This is a genomic window from Schumannella luteola, from assembly GCF_013408685.1.
GTDB classification, from domain to species: domain Bacteria; phylum Actinomycetota; class Actinomycetes; order Actinomycetales; family Microbacteriaceae; genus Schumannella; species Schumannella luteola.
This window is the reverse complement of the sequence record NZ_JACBZY010000001.1, coordinates 1,885,107-1,901,514: the sequence shown is the minus strand read 5'-3', so window position 1 is coordinate 1,901,514 and position 16,408 is coordinate 1,885,107. Positions and strand designations below refer to the sequence as shown.

The window sequence follows — 16,408 nt, the reverse complement described above, 5'->3', positions numbered from 1 at the left end:
TTTATCGTAGATCGCATGCCCTCCCCCGATCTGCTCCGCGATCTCGGCGTGCGCAGCGGGCCCGACGGCGGCACTCTACGCGTGTGGAGCGCCCACGCCACCGGCATGGATCTGCTGCTCTTCGACGAGCGCGACCCCGCATGGACGACCGCGACCGTCAAGATGACGCGCGACGCCGACGGCGAGGGCGGCGACGTCTGGAGCGCCAGCAGCCCCGAGCTGCGCCCCGGCGCCCGCTACGGCCTGCGCGTGCGCGGACCGAAGGGCCAGCGCTTCTCGCCCGAGACCGTGCTGATCGATCCCTATGCCCGCGGCCTCGCCCGCACCGGAACGGGCGAGTGGCGCGGCTATGTGCAAGACGACGCCTTCGACTGGGGCGGCGTCGCCAAGCCGCGCATCCCCCTCGACCACACCGTCATCTACGAAGCCCACGTCAAGGGACTCACCAAGCTCAACCCCGCGATCCCCGAGCACCTGCGCGGCACCTACGCCGGCCTCGCGCATCCCTCGACGATCGACTACCTCAAGGATCTCGGCGTCACGACCGTCGAGCTGCTGCCGGTGCACCAGTTCGTCAGCGAGCAGCGGCTCACGAAGATGGGCCTCGCGAACTACTGGGGCTACAACACCCTCAACTTCTTCACCCCGCACGCCGCCTACGCCTCGCGCGAGGCGCAGCACGGCGGCACCGGCGCGGTGCTGCGCGAGTTCAAGGGCATGGTGCGGCTGCTGCACGAAGCCGGTCTCGAGGTGGTGCTGGATGTGGTCTACAACCACACCGCCGAAGAGGGCCCCCAGGGTCCGGTCACGAGCCTGCGCGGCATCGACGACCGCAGCTACTACCGCCAGACCGCCGAGGGCCACTACATCGACACGACCGGATGCGGCAACACGGTCGACTACTCGAAGCCGGCCGCCCAGCGCCTGGTACTCGACTCGCTGCGCTACTGGAGCCAGGAGGTGCAGGTCGACGGCTTCCGCTTCGACCTGATGGCGACGCTCGGGCGCGACGAGAACGCCGAGTTCCAGCGCGAGCATCCGCTGCTGCGCGCGATCCTCGACGATCCCGACCTGCAGGGACAGAAGATGATCGCCGAGCCGTGGGATGTCGGAATGGGCGGCTGGCAGGTCGGCAACTTCCCCGACGGCTACTCGGAGTGGAACGACGGCTACCGCGACCGCATCCGCAAGTTCTGGCTCACGGATGTCGCGCACGCCCGCGCGCACGGCACCGCCCAGCACGGGATCGGCTCGCTCGCCGGCCGCGTCTCCGGTTCGAACCACGTCTTCTCGACCGAGCGCGGCCCGCTCGCCTCGATCGATTTCGTCACCGCCCACGACGGCTTCACGCTCGCCGACGTCGTCGCCTTCGACACGAAGCACAACCTCGGCAACGGCGAGGAGAACCGCGACGGCTCGAGCGACAACCACTCCTTCAACCACGGCGTCGAGGGTCCGACCCGCGACCGCGGGGTGCTCGCCGCCCGCCGCAAGACCATGCGCAACCTGCTCGGCACCCTGCTGCTCAGCTCGGGCGTGCCGATGATCACCGCGGGCGACGAGTGGGGCCGCAGCCAGAACGGCAACAACAACGCCTACTGCCACGACGGGCCGCTGACCTGGATGCACTGGGAGCGCGACGACTGGCAGGAGGAGCTGCTGCAGGTCAGCCGCACCCTCACCCGGCTGCGGCGCGAGAACCCGGCGCTGCGCCCGGTGCGCTACGGCCGGTTCGGCGAGACCGTGCCGAGCGCGACGCAGATGGACTGGTACAACGTCGCCGGCTCCGCGATGTCGCCCGAGAACTGGGACGACCCGAGCCAGCGGACGCTGCAGTACCTGGCGGCGTCGACGCCCGAGTTCGAGGAGTTCAACCGCATCCTGCTGATCGTGCACGGCGTCGAGTCGCCGGTCGAGGTGACCCTGCCCGCGCACGAGGGTGTCGGCGGCTACACGCTGCTCTGGGACTCGTCGCACGACGACATCTCGGGCCTCGCCGCCGAGCACGTGCCGGGCGAGCAGCTCACGGTGGGACCGACCTCGATGCTGCTGCTGCGCGCGCATCCGCCGATCGCCTGAGCCCTCGGCCCGGCGCGGCCGCGCTTGTAGGCTCGCCGCATGCCCGAGCGTGAGCTGCCCGAGTCGAACGGCACCGCTGTCGTCGGACTCGTCCTCGCGCTGGTGAGCATCCCGATCTGGATCATCGCGCCGGTCGCCCTCCTGGTCTCGCTGCGCGGACTGAAGCGCGCGAACGCGCTCGTCGCCGAAGGTCGCGCCGCTATCGCCCGACGCGGTCTCGCGATCAGCGGCGTCGCCCTCGCCGGGTGCCTGAGCGGGCTGCTGGTACTGATCCTGCTGGCCGCGGGGCTGACGGCGGCACTGACGGCGGGCAGCTCAGCGGGCGGGTGATCCCGCGGCTGCCCGAGCGGATGCGGGAGCTGCCTGGCCGGAGCGGCCGGGCCCGAACCGAGCTCTAGTCTGTCGTCATGCCCGACAGCTCCGACTCCCCCGGCTGGTACCCGGATCCCGAGCACCGGGGTGGTCAGCGCTGGTGGAACGGCGCCGGCTGGTCGGATGCGCGCCGCGATGCCCCGACGGCCGGCCCGGCGACGGGGTTCCGGCCGACGACGGCTCCCCCGGCGATCCCGAGTTCCTCGCCCGGGCCGCCGACGCTGGGCGCCGCCCCATCCGTGCCGCCCGCAGCGCCGCCGGGATACCCGCCGACGACCGCGGCGGGCGGCACGCCGGGGTGGACCTCGGGCGGCGCCGTCACGGGCTACGGAGCGTACGGCGCGCCGCCGACGCCGCCTCCGCCGCCCGGAGCCCGTCTGAACGCCGGTCTCACGGCGGCCGGCGGCGCACCGCACCCCGTCAACCCCTACGAGCCGAATCCGTACGCCTCGGCGCCCTCCGCGGGAGCGGCGCCCGGGTCGCCCGCCCCGGTGCAGTACTACGGCGCTGCGAACGCGCGTCGCCGCACCAATGGCTACGCGATCGCCGGCTTCGTCGTCAGCGTGCTCGGACTCTCGAGCGGATTCGGCGGCGTCATCGGCTTCGCCCTCTCGATCGCGGCGCTGCGGAGGGCGGATCGGATGATCCGCGAGAACGGTCCGGCTGGCGCCTACCGCGGGCTCGCGATCGCCGGCGTCGTCATCGGCTCGATCGGCGTCGTGATCGCGGTCGGCACCCTCGTGGCCCGAATCGTCACCGCAGTGGACGGCGGATGAGCACGCCCGCGATCCGTGCGCTCACCGCGGCGGGCATCCCCTTCACCGAGCGCGCCTACGAACACGACCCGCGCGCGGCGTCGTTCGGCCGGGAGGCCGCCGACGCGCTCGGCGTCGAGCCGGAGCGCGTGTTCAAGACCCTGCTGGCGGAGGTCGACGGGCGGCTCGTGGTCGGCATCGTGCCGGTCAGCACGAAGCTCGATCTCAAGGCGCTGGCCGCTGCGGTGGGCGGGCGGAAGGCCGCGATGGCCGATCCCGAGCTCGCGCAGAAGCGCACCGGCTACGTCGTCGGCGGCATCTCGCCGATCGGCCAGAAGAACCGCCACGACACCGTGCTCGACGACAGCGCCGAGCTCTGGGAGACCGTGCTCGTCAGCGGCGGCCGTCGCGGCCTCGACCTCGAGCTCGCCCCCGCCGATCTGCTGACCATCACGGGCGGCGCGCTCGCCGACATCGCCCGCTGACCGGCACCCGCACGATGCCGACCTCCTCCGACTCGCCCGGCTGGTACGCCGACCCCGAGCGGGCTGGAACCCAGCGCTGGTGGAACGGCGCCGCCTGGTCGGATGCGCGCCGCGGCATGTCGGGCGCCCCGAGCCGCTCGGTCGACGCGCCGCAGTCGGCGTGGGCGCCCGACGCCGGCTCCGCTGAGCGTTCGAGCGGGAACCCGCCCGCGATGATCGGCCTGATCCTCGGAGTCTTCGGGCTCGCGCTGCTGCCGTTCGCGATCGCGGGACTCGTGCTGTCGATCATCGGGCTCCGCCGGGCGAATCGGATGGTCGTCGCCGGCACCCCGTACGCGTCGCGGCCCGCCGCGATCGCCGGGCTCGTGATCTCGCTGCTGGCGATCGTCGGTACGCTGCTGCTCGTCGGCCTCATCCTCGCGCTGGCGCTCGCCGGCGTCGACGCACCGGAGTCCTGAGCCCGAGCGCGCTCAGGCGACCGCGACGAGCCCCAGCTCCGCCGGCGAGGCGAGCAGCGCGTGCCGCGGCACGACCCGAACCGTGTAGCCGAACGATCCCGCCCGGGTGAACCGGACCGTGCCCGTGTAGGTCGCCGGCGAGCCGAGCTCGTGCGCGACGAACTCGAGCGGCACCCGCTCGACGTCGCCGAGCTGGTCGCCCTCTCGGGCCCGGCCGTGCACGAGTTCGACCGCCACGTCGTCGGCGGTCAGCTCGCCGAGCTCGACGAAGGCGCGCACCTGCAGTTCCTCGCCGACCTGGGGCGTCGCATCCACCCCGCCCGACTCGACGTGGGCGACGTGCACCTGCGGCCACGCCTCGGTGACGCGCGCGGTCCAGGCGGCGAGCTCGCGCGCCGGTCGGTAGCGGGTGTCGGCGATCGTGCGCTCGGCACGCGCGGCCGGAAGGTAGAGCCCCTCGACGTACTGCCGCAGCATCCGATCGGCCGAGAGCTCGGGCGACAGGGTCGCGAGGGTGTGGCGGATGTCGGAGACCCACTTCTGCGGGACCCCGGCGCCGTCGCGCTCGTAGAAGCGCGGGGCGATCTGGTGCTCGATCAGGTCGTACATCGCGGCGGCCTCGAGGGCGTCGCGCTCGGCCGCATCCCCCGCGCTGTCGGCGGAGGGGATCGCCCAGCCGTTGCGGTCGTCGTAGTACTCGTTCCACCAGCCGTCGAGGATCGACAGGTTGAGCGAGCCGTTGAGCGCCGCCTTCATGCCCGAGGTGCCGCACGCCTCGAGCGGGCGCAGCGGGTTGTTCAGCCAGATGTCGGTGCCCGGGTAGAGCTTCTGCGCCATCGCGATGTCGTAGTTCGGCAGGAACACGATCCGCTCGCGCACATCGGCCTCGCGGCTGAAGTCGACGAGACGCTGGATGAGGCGCTTGCCCTCGTCGTCGGCGGGATGCGACTTGCCGGCGATGACCAGCTGCACGGGACGCTCGGGGTGCGTGAGCAGCGCGCGCAGGCGCTCCGGGTCGTGGAGCATGAGCGTGAGGCGCTTGTAGGTGGGCACGCGGCGGGCGAAGCCGATCGTGAGCACGTCGGGGTCGAGCAGCGAGCGGTGCCAGACCGGCCGGCCGATGCCCGGGTTCTCCTCGTCCCAGGCGGCGCCGACCCGTGCGCGGGCGTCGTCGACGAGCTGCTCGCGCAGGTCACGCCGCAGGTTCCAGATCGCGGCGCCGCCGAGTCGCTGCTCGTCGCTCCAGTCGACGCGGGTGCTGTCGTCGTCGCCGAAGGTCTCGGCGGCGAGGTCGCGCACGCGCTGGTCGGTCCAGGTGGGGGCGTGCACGCCGTTCGTGACCGAGCCGATCGGCACGTCATCCGCGTCGAATCCCGGCCAGAGCGCGCCGAACATCCCCCGCGACACCTCGCCGTGCAGCTTCGAGACGCCGTTGGCGCGCTGAGCGAGACGCAGGCCCATGACGGCCATGTTGAAGGTGTCGGCGGTGCCGCCGGCATAGTCCTCGGCGCCGAGCGCGAGCACATCGGCGACGTCGACGCCGGGCAGCAGATCGGTGGAGAAGTACCGCGCGACGAGGCCCGCCTCGAAGCGGTCGATGCCGGCCGGAACCGGCGTGTGGGTCGTGAACACGGTGCCCGCGCGCACGGCGCGCAGCGCCTCGGAGAAGGCGAGGCCCTGCGACACGAGGTCGTTGATGCGGTCGAGACCCTGGAATCCAGCGTGGCCCTCGTTGGTGTGGAACACCTCGGCCGGGGCGCGCCCGGTCAGCCCGGTGAAGAGCTTGACGGCCCGCGAGCCGCCGATGCCGAGCAGCAGCTCCTGCAGCAGACGGTGCTCGCCGCCGCCGCCGTAGAGGCGGTCGGTGACGCCGCGCAGGCTCTCGTCGTTGTCGGGGATGTCGGTGTCGAGCAGCAGCAGGGGAACGCGGCCGACGTCGAGCTTCCAGATGCGGGCCACCAGCGCGCGGCCCTCGGGCAGCGCGAGCGTGACCTGCGCGGCCGAGCCGTCGGGGTTGCGCAGCACGCGCATCGGCAGCCCGTCGGGGTCGAGCACCGGGTACGACTCCTGCTGCCAGCCGTCGCGCGAGATCGACTGACGGAAGTAGCCGGCGCGGTAAAAGAGCCCGACGCCGACGATCGGCACGCCGAGGTCGGAGGCGCTCTTGAGGTGGTCGCCGGCGAGGATGCCGAGACCGCCCGAGTACTGCGGCAGCGCGGCGGCGATGCCGAACTCGGGCGAGAAGTAGGCGATCGTGTCGGGCGTCGCGCCCTCGAGCGACTGGTACCAGCGCGGCTCGCCCAGGTAACGGCGCAGATCGTCGCGCAGCGCCTCGGCGCGGGCGGTGAACTCGCCGTCGGAGGCCAGCTCGTCGAGCCGTTCGGGTGCGACCTCGCCGAGCAGGGCGATGGGGTCGTGGCCCTGACTGTCGCGGTGCTGACGATCCCAGAGCTGAGGCGCGATGTCGCGGAACAGCCGTTGCGTGGGCTCGTGCCACGACCACCGCAGGTTGGCGGCGAGCTCGTCGAGAGCGGAGAGCTGAGCGGGGAGGACGGCGCGGACGGTGAATCGACGGATGGCCTTCACCCGCGACAGCCTAGGGGCAGGCGGTTGCGTGCCTCCGACGCGGGGGCGACCGGGGAGCGCGATTCCGCTCGAGCCGCCGGTGCGGCTCAGGCCTGCCCGGCCTGGGCCTCGCGACGACGACGGCGACGGTCGAGCACCGAGCCCACGAACATCCACCCGGCGTAGCCGAAGAGCACGACGGCGGCGATCGGGATGATGACGGCGCGGGTGCCGCCGTTGATCACGTTGTTGACCCAGCCGATCAGCGGCACGGCGTACCAGAGCTCACCGCGCACCTGCACCTCGCGCACGGGCGCGGCGTCGGCGATGTCATTGTTGTCGCCCTTCGTGGTGAAGGTGCGCTCGCCGCCGATCGGGTTGTCGATCGCGATCACGCGGTGCGTCACGACCTCGGGCTCGCCCGAGTGCAGCTGGTAGGTGATCACGTCGCCGACCTGCACGTTCTCGGCGGCGACGGGCTTGATCACGACGAGCGTGCCGGCGGGGTACTTCGGCTCCATCGACGAGGTCAGCACCGTGTACGGCGTCGACCCGGTCGCCGCGGGGATCGCGACGACGAGCAGGGCGACGATCGCCACGAACAGCAGCAGGGCGGCGCTGATGGTCACGCCGACATAGTGCAGCGGGCCGCGGCGCTTCTCGGGTTTGGCGGCAACGGCGCGAGTCGGCTTCGAGGCCAGGTCGCCGAGACCGGCGGATGCGGTGGTGCTGGCGATGGCGCTCATGACGCTGCTCCGTTCTCGGGGGTTCCCGAGGTCGTGGTGGTGGCCGAAGAAGAGGTGCGGCGGAGTCGGTCGCGGCCGAGCACCGCGAGTCCGCCGAGGAGGGCGGCGCCGATCCAGAGGAGGACGATCCACCACTGGTCGAGGTCGGCCGAGTTCCAGGCCGCGGCGAGAAGGTGGTCCTCGTCGTCGGAGCTGGATCCGCCGGCGATCGGCACGCTGTCGCTCGGGGTCACCGCGGCGGGGACGTCGGCGCCGCCGGTCGCCACGAGGTCGCCCTGGCCGGCCGAGCGGGTGCCGCCCGCGGTGGTGCGGGAGCCGGTGTAGAAGCCGGGCACCTCGCCGCTGTCGGCGAGGCAGGCGTAGCGGTCGCCGCCGGCGAGGTTGACGCTCGACAGGTTGACGAGCATCCGGAAGTCCGCCGATCCTCCCTGGCCGGCCTGGCCCTGCAGGTCGCCGAGCGCGGCGACGGCCGAGACGCGCAGCGTGCCGCCGCTCGGGATCACCTGCCCCTCGGTCAGCACGGCGCAGGGCGCGGCCTCGGAGATCGCGACGCGGCTGCCGCTGTCGCCACTGGTGCTGGCCGAGACGGTCAGCGCGTTCGCGAGGTCGACGTCGGTGCTGTGGACGTTCGCGATCGACACCCGCAGGTAGGCGGGAGCGCCCGAGGCGTTGCGCACCCAGAACGAGTTCGACTGCGAGCTGCCGGGGATCATCGCCGCCGACGGGTCGAACAGCGGCGTCGTGAGGGTGCGGGCGAAGTAGGTTCCGTCGGTGCTCAGCTCGATGCCGCTGCTCTCCGCGTACGCGGGAGACACGGCGGCTGCGACTCCCCCCAGGGCCGCAGCCGCCGCGAGCAGGGAGGCGACGACGGTCGCCAGGACCGGTCGTCGTGCGGCGATCACGAGGCGACCGCCGCTTGCGCGGTGCAGCTGCTGAATCCGCCGTTGTTGACGACGACCGTGCCGGTGGCGACGACGACGTCGGTGCCGTCGAGGATCCGGAAGGCGTAGGTGCCGTTCGGGTAGCTGCGGTTGGGCACCGTGAGCTGGGTCGCGTTGGCGTTGCTGGAGCTGTCGGCGGTGTACCACATCGAGCCGGTCCAGCCCTGGATCGTGTACGGACCGGTGCCGGCCTCGCTCCAGGCGAAGACGAGCGACTGACGGCCGGTGGGGATCGAGCAGGTCGGCGTCGGGAACTGCACGCGCGTCAGCTGCGTGATCGCGAAGGTCTGGGTGGCGCCGCCGGCGCACGGAGCCTGGGTCATCTGGCCGCCCGAGCCGCCGGGGGCGGTCAGGCACATGCCGCTGTACTTGCTGACGATCTGGTAGCTCGAGCCGCCGTTGACGACCTGCACCTGCCACAGCTGACGATCGGCGGCGACCGAGCCGTCGGTAGTCACGGTGACGCCCGTTCCGGAGGTCAGGGTGCCGTTGTTGTCGATGCGCAGAGCGGTCGCGTTGCGCGGCTTGATCTCCACGTAGCCCGGGTTGGTGCTGTCGGGGATGAACTGCCACTGCTGGTTCGTGCCGCCATGGCAGTCGCTCCACGGGATGACTGCGGTGCCGCTGCCGGTGCCGCTGTTCGAGACGTCGAGGCACATCGAGTTGACGACGACCTTCTGCCAGTAGGAGTTGCTGATCGACGTGGCAGTCGGGTAGATGCGCGTCGTGCTGCCGGTGCTGGTGGCGGTCGTGGTCACCGTGAAAGCGCTGCCCGCGGTCAGCGTGGCGGCGGCGCGCGGGGTGAAGCTGAGCGCGCCGTTCGCGGCCGTGGCGCTGGCGCGGTCGACGGTGGTGCGGATGCAGTAGAAAGCGCTGACCCCGGCGTCGAGATCGGATGCGGTGACGGTCACACCGGCAGCCCAGGTCGCCGAAGCGGTGCCGGCGGGGACGGCGGTGGCGGTCGTGCAGGCGGCCAGCGAGGCGACCGGCCAGGCGCGCACCACCGCGGCTGCGGCGAGACCGCTGGTCTCGCTCGACGAGAAGCGCACGCTCAGCGGCATCGCCTGGACGCTCGAGGTCACCGTGTCGTTCTTGATCTGCACCGAGCTGGTCTGCACGAGGCTGGTCGATCCGGCGGCGCTCACGTTCTCGTTTCCCAGCGAGATCGTGCCGAAGCCAGTCGGCGTGACGACGAGCTTCGCGATGGTCGGCGTGCTCGTCGCCGTGGCCGAGACGCTCCAGTAGGCGTAACTGGCGCCGGTGCCGGCGGCGAGCAGGGCGACGACCAGCCCGGCGACGATGCCGTGCTTGAGCGGTCGACCTCCGTGGGCGCGCAGCGCGCCGACGAGTCGGGTGCGGATCATGATGCGGCCTGCGCGGCGTCGATGGTGAGGGTGAAGACGTTGGCGGCCGCCTGGGTGCTCGACGCGGCATTGGCGGGCACGGTCACGACGACGCACGCGGTGACGGAGCCGCCGTTCTTCGCGAGCGAGGCGGCGCTCAGCGAGGCCGAGGTCGCCCCGAGAGTGATCGGCGTGGCGGTGGAGGCGCAGGTCGCGTTGTAGATGACGCCGACCGTGTAGGGCGTCGCGCCCGCGACCTTGGCGGAGAGCTTCATGGGCGCGTCGCCCGTGTTGCTGATGGTGATGGCCTGCCGTCCGCTGTCACCGGGGAGGAGGTTGGTCCAGGTGCTCGCCGGGATGACGTTCGTCCCGGTCGATCCGGTGACCTTGAGGGCGGGAGCCCCGGCGGTGATCGTCAGCCCGTTCGACGCCGGCGCCTGGGCGTTGATGAAGGCGTAGGTGCCGCCGACTCCGGTCGAGACGGCGACGACGGCGACGCCGATGGCCGCGGCCGAGGCGAGCACTCCGCGGATCGAGGTTCGCGCCGCAGCGCGCGCTGCTCCCCGAGCGCCGCGTCGGCCGAGCGCGAGAGCGCGCACAGCAAGCGGCGACGCCGCGGAATCGCGCAGCGTGGCGAGCCCGACCGGACGTGCGGAGGCCGTGCCTCGCAGTCGAATCGGCGTCGCCGGCTGCGCCGTCGTGGTGCGACGGACTGTGGCGACGCCGATTCCGAGTCCGGCGCCCAGCAGCACGACCGCGAGCAGAGTCGCGTTGCGGCGCGAGCGCGACGCGGACGTCGTGCTGCGGCGCAGGGCGCGAGACATGCTGCTCATGGCTTCCTCGTTCGGGTCGAGTGTGCTGTGGGCGGGAACCGACCGGTTCGGGTTCCGGTCGGTGGATGCCGGGTCGAGCCCGGCGGGAGGGCGCGGGTCCGCGACGACGAGGCGCGCGGACCCGCGAGGTGTTACGCGACCTGAGTGACGTTCAGCGCGTAGTTGGCGAGCTTGACGCCGCCGAGCTGAGCGTTGTTGTCGGCCGTGACGTTGGCCGAGGTGAGGGCGTCGTTGAAGCTGTTCGTCCAGGTGATCGTGACCGAGACCGCGACGGTCGTGCTGCCGGCGGTCGCGACCTTGTAGGTGTCGGTCGTGCCGCTGACGAGCGTGACGTTCGAGCCGGAGACGGTGAACGCCGCCGCCTTCTGCAGACGGCCGACGAGGTTGCTGCTCGCGGTGCTGTTGGCGTTGGCCGTGTCGGCGGTGATGGCGCCGTTGGCGAGCGACACCTGGAACTTCAGGTTGCTGCCGGAGGCGTCGACCGTGACGTTCTGCGAGTAGGTGAGCTGGTCGCCGGGGACGATCTTGTACGCGGCCGGGACGGCAGCGTTGTTGACGAGCCAGGTGCCGGTGGTTCCGGCGGCGGCCTTGAGCTGGCCGGCGGTGATCGTCTGGGCGTTGCCGAGGTCGGCGGTGCCGGTCCAGTAGGCGAGCGAGCCCGCGCCGCCCATGAGGAGGACGATGCCGGCGGCGCCGGCGATGGCGCCCTTGGTGAGCTTGTTCATTGTCGTGTCCTTCCGTGGCGGATTCGGGCCGCCGACGAGCACGCGGGCACGACGGAGAAGCGACGGTTCGGGCCGTCGCCGAGGTCGGGCGCCTCGTGAGATTCGGGTGTGGAGAGATTCGGGTCTTCGAGTTCGGAGGCAGTGCGTCGTCCGGTCCCCCCGGTGCGGCGCGCGGATCATTGCCTCCGTGAAACAAACAGTAGACAGTCCCCTCTAATGCGGACAAGCTCGCGGCTGTCCCCAGTAGAGGGGCGGGGTATCGCCGGATGGGGTACAAACCCCGACGACGGGATCTGATCGGGGTTTTACGTGAAACTGACGACTTCTCGCACGAAATCAGTTGCGATTTCGGGTTACAACACAACCGGGCACATGCGGGCTGACCTGCAGTTCGGGGTACGAATCCGTGTACCCCACGCGTACCCCGCGCCGACAGATCGTCCCCCATCCACTCGGCTCCTGGCTGTGCTCTGAGTCCCCCGCGACAGCGACGCACCTGCGCGCTACGGTCGGAACGTGGCGACCACCCCGCGAAACCAGCGCCCCTCGACCGCGACGCCGAGCTCCGCCCCGGCGCCTGATCCCGCACCGCCCGCAGCTGCGCCCGTGAGCGCTCCGGCCTCTCCCGCATTCGCCGACGCCCTGCCGTCGCGCGCCGCGCGCATCGGCCGCATCCCCATCCGCGACCTCTCCCCGGCGCAGCCCGAGGGCCGCTGGGATGCGAAGGCCTTCGCCGGCGAGGTGGTCCCGTTCGCGGCGACCGTCTTCCGCGAGGGGCACGGCCTGCTCAGGGTCGACCTCGTGCTCACCGCGCCCGACGGCACGACCACGACCCGCCCCCTGGCACTCGGAGCCGCCGGCAGCGACCGCTGGAGCGCCGAGGCGCAGCTCGACCAGCTCGGCGACTGGACCTGGCGCGTGCGCGCCTCCAGCGACGACTGGGCCACCTGGCTGCACACCGCCGACATCAAGGTCGAGGTCGATCAGGATGTCGATCTCGTCTTCGCGATGGGCGCCCAGCTGCTCGAGGGCCGCAAGGGCAAGGTCTACAAGGAGGCGCGCGCCGCCTTCCTCGACACCTCCTCCCCCGGCGAGACGCGGCTCAAGGTCGCGCACGACCCGCGGCTGAGCCGCGAGATCGACGCCGAACCGGTTGCCTCGCTCACCACCGAGAGCGCGACGCTCACCCTGCGCGTCGAGCGCGAACGCGCCGGCGTCGGCAGCTGGTACGAGTTCTTCCCCCGCTCCGAGGGCGCGAAGCAGCGCAAAGACGGCTCGTGGCAGAGCGGCACGTTCCGCACCGCCGCCCGCCGCCTGCCGGCGATCGCGGCCATGGGCTTCGACGTCGTCTACCTGCCGCCCATCCACCCCATCGGACGCGTCTTCCGCAAGGGTCCGAACAATTCCACCGTCGCCGGGCCGCACGACCCGGGCAGCCCCTGGGCGATCGGGGCCGCCGAGGGCGGGCACGACGCCGTGCACCCCGACCTCGGCACGCTCGCCGACTTCCGCTGGTTCCTCGGCCAGGCGAAGAAGAACGGCCTCGAGCTCGCGATCGACCTGGCCCTGCAGGCGGCGCCCGACCACCCGTGGGTCGAGGCGCATCCCGAGTGGTTCACCACGCGTCCCGACGGCTCGATCGCCTACGCCGAGAACCCGCCGAAGAAGTACCAGGACATCTACCCGGTCAACTTCGACAACGATCCGGAGGGCATCCGCGCCGAGGTGCTGCGCATCGTCGAGCACTGGATCGAGCAGGGCGTCACGATCTTCCGCGTCGACAACCCGCACACGAAGCCGCTCGACTTCTGGGAGTGGCTGCTCGGCGTCATCTACGAGCGCCACCCCGAGGTCGTGTTCCTCGCCGAGGCGTTCACCCGCCCGGCGATGATGCGCTCGCTGGCCGGCGCCGGATTCCAGCAGAGCTACAGCTACTTCACCTGGCGCAACACGAAGGAGGAGCTCGAGGAGTTCCTCGGCTCGGTCTCGACCGAGACGAGCGCGTGGATGCGGCCGAACCTCTTCGTCAACACCCCGGACATCCTCACCGAGTACCTGCAGTTCGGCGGGCCGGCCGCGTACAAGATCCGCGCCGCGCTGGCCGCCACGGGCGGGCCGCTCTGGGGCGTCTACTCGGGCTACGAGCTGTTCGAGGATGTCGCCCGCCCGGGCAGCGAAGAGAACATCGACAACGAGAAGTACGAGTACAAGCCCCGCGACTGGGCCGCCGCCGAGCGCGAGAACCGCTCGCTGGCGCCGTACCTCACGCTGCTCAACCAGGCGCGCCGCGAGCACCCGGCGCTGCGTCAGCTGCGCAACCTGCGCGTGCACTGGTCGAGCGACGACGCGCTGCTGGTCTACAGCAAGACGATCGAGTCCGAGTTCGTGCGCTCCGGTCGCCGCGACGGCGTCATCGTGGTCGCGAACGTCGACCCGCACTCGGTGCGCGAGGGCATGGTCTACCTCGACCTCGCGGCCCTCGGGCTCGACGAGGATGCGGAGTTCGGCGTGCGCGACCTCGTCACGGGCCAGCGCTGGACGTGGGGCGCGGAGAACTACGTGCGACTGGATGCGTTCACGGAACCCGTGCACATCCTCGCGATCGAGTACCCGAGAGGCGTCTGATGACCGAGCACGACGACACACCGACCATCCCGAGCGCCGCCACCGGTCACGCCGCACCCGAGCCGGTGTCGGCGCCGCCGACCGCGGCGGGCGCTCTGCCCGAGCTGCACCCCGATCACATCCTGTCGCTCGTCGAGGGCCGGCACCCGCACCCGCACGACGCCCTCGGGGCGCACCGGGTCGAGGGCGGGTGGGTCATCCGCGTCATCCGCCCGCTCGCGCAGGCCGTGACGGTCGTGCGCGCCGACGGCAGCGAGGTGCCGCTGGGCCACGTGCAGGACGGCCTCTGGCACGGCTTCGCTCTCGGCGAGGGGCAGGCGTACGAGGTGCGCGCCGACTACGCCGACGGGCCCTCGTGGACGAGCGGCGACCCCTACCGCTTCGTGCCGAGCGTCGGCGAGATCGACCTCTACCTCTTCGGCGAGGGCCGCAGCGAGCAGCTCTGGCACTGGCTCGGCGCCCACCACCGCCCGCACGAGGGCGTCGACGGCACCTCGTTCTCGGTCTGGGCGCCGCACGCGCAGGCCGTGCGCGTCGTCGGCGACTTCAACCGCTGGGTCGGCGCCGGCCACACGCTGCGCCGACTGAGCGACCAGGGCGTCTGGGAGCTCTTCGTGCCCGGTCTCGGCGCCGGCGACAACTACAAGTTCGAGATCCTCACGCCCGACGGCCACTGGGTCACCCGCGCCGATCCGATGGCGCGCTACACCGAGGTGCCGCCGTCGACCGCGTCGAAGATCGGCGACACCATCTACGCCTGGCAGGACGACGCCTGGATGCGCACCCGCGCCGCGACCGACCCGCACCAGGGCGCGATGAGCATCTACGAGGTGCATCTCGGCTCCTGGCGCCCCGGCCTCGACTACCGCGCCGCCGCGGTCGAGCTGGTCGAATACGTGCGCGAGACCGGCTTCACGCACGTCGAGTTCCTGCCGCTCGCCGAGCATCCCTTCGGCGGCTCGTGGGGCTACCAGGTCACCGGCTACTACGCCCCGACCTCGCGCTTCGGGCATCCCGACGACCTGAAGCACCTCATCGACGCCCTGCACCAGGCCGGCATCGGCGTGATCATGGACTGGGTGCCCGGCCACTTCCCGAAAGACGAGTGGGCGCTCGCGAACTTCGACGGGCGCTCGGTCTACGAGCACCCCGATCCCCGGCTCGGCGAGCACATGGACTGGGGCACGCTGATCTTCAACTACGGCGACTCGCAGGTGCGCAACTTCCTGGTCGCCAACGCGCTCTACTGGCTGGAGGAGTTCCACGTCGACGGGCTGCGGGTGGATGCGGTCGCGAGCATGCTCTACCTCGACTACTCCCGCGAGGAGGGTCAGTGGCTGCCGAACCGCCACGGCGGGCGCGAGAACCTCGAGGCGATCAGCTTCCTGCAGGAGGTCAACGCGACCGCCTACAAGCGCAACCCGGGCATCGTGATGATCGCCGAGGAGTCGACCTCGTATCCGGGCGTCACGCGTCCCAGCGATCAGGGCGGCCTCGGCTTCGGGCTGAAGTGGAACATGGGCTGGATGCACGACACGCTGTCGTACATCGGCGAGAACCCGATGTGGCGCTCGCACCACCACGGCGAGATCACCTTCAGCTTCGTCTACGCCTTCAGCGAGAACTTCCTGCTGCCGATCAGCCATGACGAGGTCGTGCACGGCAAGGGCTCGCTGCTGGGGCGGATGCCGGGCGATCAGTGGCAGAAGCTCGCGAACGTGCGCGCGTACCTCGCGTTCATGTGGTCGCATCCGGGCAAGCAGCTGCTCTTCATGGGCTCGGAGTTCGGTCAGCCGAGCGAGTGGAGCGAGCAGCGCGGGCTCGACTGGTGGATCCTCGACCAGCCGGTGCACCAGGGGCTGCTGAAGCTCGTGGGGCAGCTCAACCGGGTCTACGCCGAGACGCCGGCGCTGTGGCAGCAGGACTCCTCCCCCGACGGCCTCGACTGGATCACGTCGTCGCCGGAGGCGAATGTGCTCGGCTTCCTGCGCACCGCTCGCGACGGCTCGCAGCTCGCCTGTCTGGTGAACTTCGGCGGCAACCCGGCGGGCTCCTACCGGGTGGGACTGCCGCAGGCGGGCCGCTGGGTCGAGGTGCTCAACACGGATGCCGAGGAGTTCGGCGGGTCGGGCGTCGGCAACTTCGGCGCCGTCACCGCGGTCGCCGAGCCGTGGGACGGCAAGCCGGCGTCGGCCGAGCTGACGATCCCGCCGCTCGCCGGCCTCTGGCTGCGTTTCGAGCCGGACGAGGCCGAGGGCGTGGCGGCGATCGATGACGCGGCGGGTGCCTCCGACGCCGCCGGCCCGGCGGATGCAGGCAGCCCGCAGGCCACCCCGATCGCCCCGGCGCGGCCCGCCGAGTCCGAGCCGGCAGCGGCTCCCCTCGAGGATCCCGCGGCGGCGACGCCGACGGCGTCATCGAGCGCCCCGGTCGCCAGTCCGCAGTTCGGAGTGGGCGGAGCGCGCGAGCTGAGCTGAGCGA

At 71.6% G+C, this 16,408-nt stretch carries 13 protein-coding genes; 7 read left to right on the top strand and 6 right to left on the bottom strand.

Going from position 1 to position 16,408, the window contains the following annotated elements; translation table 11 throughout:
* Nucleotides 1-15 precede the first annotated feature (15 nt).
* The 5 genes from glgX to BJ979_RS08420 all read left to right on the top strand — a co-directional run bounded on the left by glgX (nucleotide 16) and on the right by BJ979_RS08420 (nucleotide 4,149).
* Complete coding sequence (gene glgX, locus BJ979_RS08440; RefSeq protein WP_179567010.1) at nucleotides 16-2,079, top strand: glycogen debranching protein GlgX; 2,064 nt, start codon at nucleotides 16-18, stop codon at nucleotides 2,077-2,079.
* 39 nt (nucleotides 2,080-2,118) lie between these two features.
* A complete protein-coding gene (locus BJ979_RS08435; RefSeq protein WP_179567008.1) occupies nucleotides 2,119-2,409 on the top strand; it encodes a hypothetical protein in 291 nt (96 codons plus the stop codon).
* A 77-nt stretch (nucleotides 2,410-2,486) separates the two neighbouring features.
* On the top strand, nucleotides 2,487-3,227 hold the full coding sequence (locus tag BJ979_RS08430) for a DUF2510 domain-containing protein (protein WP_179567006.1): 741 nt from the start codon (nucleotides 2,487-2,489) through the stop codon (nucleotides 3,225-3,227).
* Entirely contained in the window at nucleotides 3,224-3,691 is a 468-nt protein-coding gene (gene ybaK / locus BJ979_RS08425) for a Cys-tRNA(Pro) deacylase (RefSeq protein ID WP_179566995.1), read from the top strand. Before BJ979_RS08430 ends, ybaK begins: the two co-directional genes overlap by 4 nt.
* Nucleotides 3,692-3,705: 14 nt before the next feature.
* Nucleotides 3,706-4,149 (top strand): DUF2510 domain-containing protein, encoded by a 444-nt coding sequence (locus BJ979_RS08420; protein ID WP_179566986.1) that lies wholly within the window; start codon nucleotides 3,706-3,708, stop codon nucleotides 4,147-4,149.
* A gap of 12 nt (nucleotides 4,150-4,161) precedes the next feature.
* Here the strand turns inward: BJ979_RS08420 and glgP are convergent, their stop codons facing one another.
* From glgP to BJ979_RS08390, 6 genes are all read right to left on the bottom strand, one after another.
* The gene (gene glgP / locus BJ979_RS08415) at nucleotides 4,162-6,735 is read right to left on the bottom strand and encodes an alpha-glucan family phosphorylase (protein ID WP_179566984.1); all 2,574 of its coding nucleotides are present in this window, start codon (nucleotides 6,733-6,735) and stop codon (nucleotides 4,162-4,164) included.
* Nucleotides 6,736-6,821: 86 nt separating this feature from the next.
* Complete coding sequence (locus tag BJ979_RS08410) at nucleotides 6,822-7,460, bottom strand: signal peptidase I (protein WP_179566983.1); 639 nt, start codon at nucleotides 7,458-7,460, stop codon at nucleotides 6,822-6,824.
* Nucleotides 7,457-8,275 carry a hypothetical protein gene (locus BJ979_RS08405; protein ID WP_179566982.1) on the bottom strand — a complete coding sequence of 273 codons (819 nt, stop codon included), beginning with the start codon at nucleotides 8,273-8,275 and terminating at the stop codon, nucleotides 7,457-7,459. Before BJ979_RS08405 ends, BJ979_RS08410 begins: the two co-directional genes overlap by 4 nt.
* A gap of 83 nt (nucleotides 8,276-8,358) precedes the next feature.
* A complete protein-coding gene (locus BJ979_RS08400; protein ID WP_179566981.1) occupies nucleotides 8,359-9,765 on the bottom strand; it encodes an RICIN domain-containing protein in 1,407 nt (468 codons plus the stop codon).
* Entirely contained in the window at nucleotides 9,762-10,577 is an 816-nt protein-coding gene (locus BJ979_RS08395; RefSeq protein ID WP_179566980.1) for a M73 family metallopeptidase, read from the bottom strand. Before BJ979_RS08395 ends, BJ979_RS08400 begins: the two co-directional genes overlap by 4 nt.
* Before the next feature lie 131 nt (nucleotides 10,578-10,708).
* Nucleotides 10,709-11,302, bottom strand: a complete 594-nt coding sequence (locus tag BJ979_RS08390; protein WP_179566979.1) for an alternate-type signal peptide domain-containing protein — start codon at nucleotides 11,300-11,302, stop codon at nucleotides 10,709-10,711.
* Between the two features lie 678 nt (nucleotides 11,303-11,980).
* Here BJ979_RS08390 and BJ979_RS08385 point away from each other — a divergent pair.
* Nucleotides 11,981-13,927: an alpha-1,4-glucan--maltose-1-phosphate maltosyltransferase gene (locus tag BJ979_RS08385; RefSeq protein WP_343046776.1), complete on the top strand. Its 1,947-nt coding sequence runs from the start codon at nucleotides 11,981-11,983 to the stop codon at nucleotides 13,925-13,927.
* A gap of 65 nt (nucleotides 13,928-13,992) precedes the next feature.
* On the top strand, nucleotides 13,993-16,404 hold the full coding sequence (gene glgB, locus BJ979_RS08380) for a 1,4-alpha-glucan branching protein GlgB (protein ID WP_425502506.1): 2,412 nt from the start codon (nucleotides 13,993-13,995) through the stop codon (nucleotides 16,402-16,404).
* The last annotated feature ends 4 nt before the right edge of the window (nucleotides 16,405-16,408 follow it).

Excerpts from the sequence above, each read along its gene's own strand:
- glgX (WP_179567010.1), top strand. The coding sequence starts at position 16 with ATGCCCTCCCCCGATCTGCTCCGCGATCTCGGCGTGCGCAGCGGGCCC.
- BJ979_RS08420 (WP_179566986.1), top strand. The coding sequence starts at position 3,706 with ATGCCGACCTCCTCCGACTCGCCCGGCTGGTACGCCGACCCCGAGCGG.
- BJ979_RS08395 (WP_179566980.1), bottom strand. The coding sequence starts at position 10,577 with ATGAGCAGCATGTCTCGCGCCCTGCGCCGCAGCACGACGTCCGCGTCG.
- BJ979_RS08410 (WP_179566983.1), bottom strand. The coding sequence starts at position 7,460 with ATGAGCGCCATCGCCAGCACCACCGCATCCGCCGGTCTCGGCGACCTG.
- BJ979_RS08400 (WP_179566981.1), bottom strand. The coding sequence starts at position 9,765 with ATGATCCGCACCCGACTCGTCGGCGCGCTGCGCGCCCACGGAGGTCGA.
- BJ979_RS08435 (WP_179567008.1), top strand. The coding sequence starts at position 2,119 with ATGCCCGAGCGTGAGCTGCCCGAGTCGAACGGCACCGCTGTCGTCGGA.
- ybaK (WP_179566995.1), top strand. The coding sequence starts at position 3,224 with ATGAGCACGCCCGCGATCCGTGCGCTCACCGCGGCGGGCATCCCCTTC.
- BJ979_RS08430 (WP_179567006.1), top strand. The coding sequence starts at position 2,487 with ATGCCCGACAGCTCCGACTCCCCCGGCTGGTACCCGGATCCCGAGCAC.
- BJ979_RS08390 (WP_179566979.1), bottom strand. The coding sequence starts at position 11,302 with ATGAACAAGCTCACCAAGGGCGCCATCGCCGGCGCCGCCGGCATCGTC.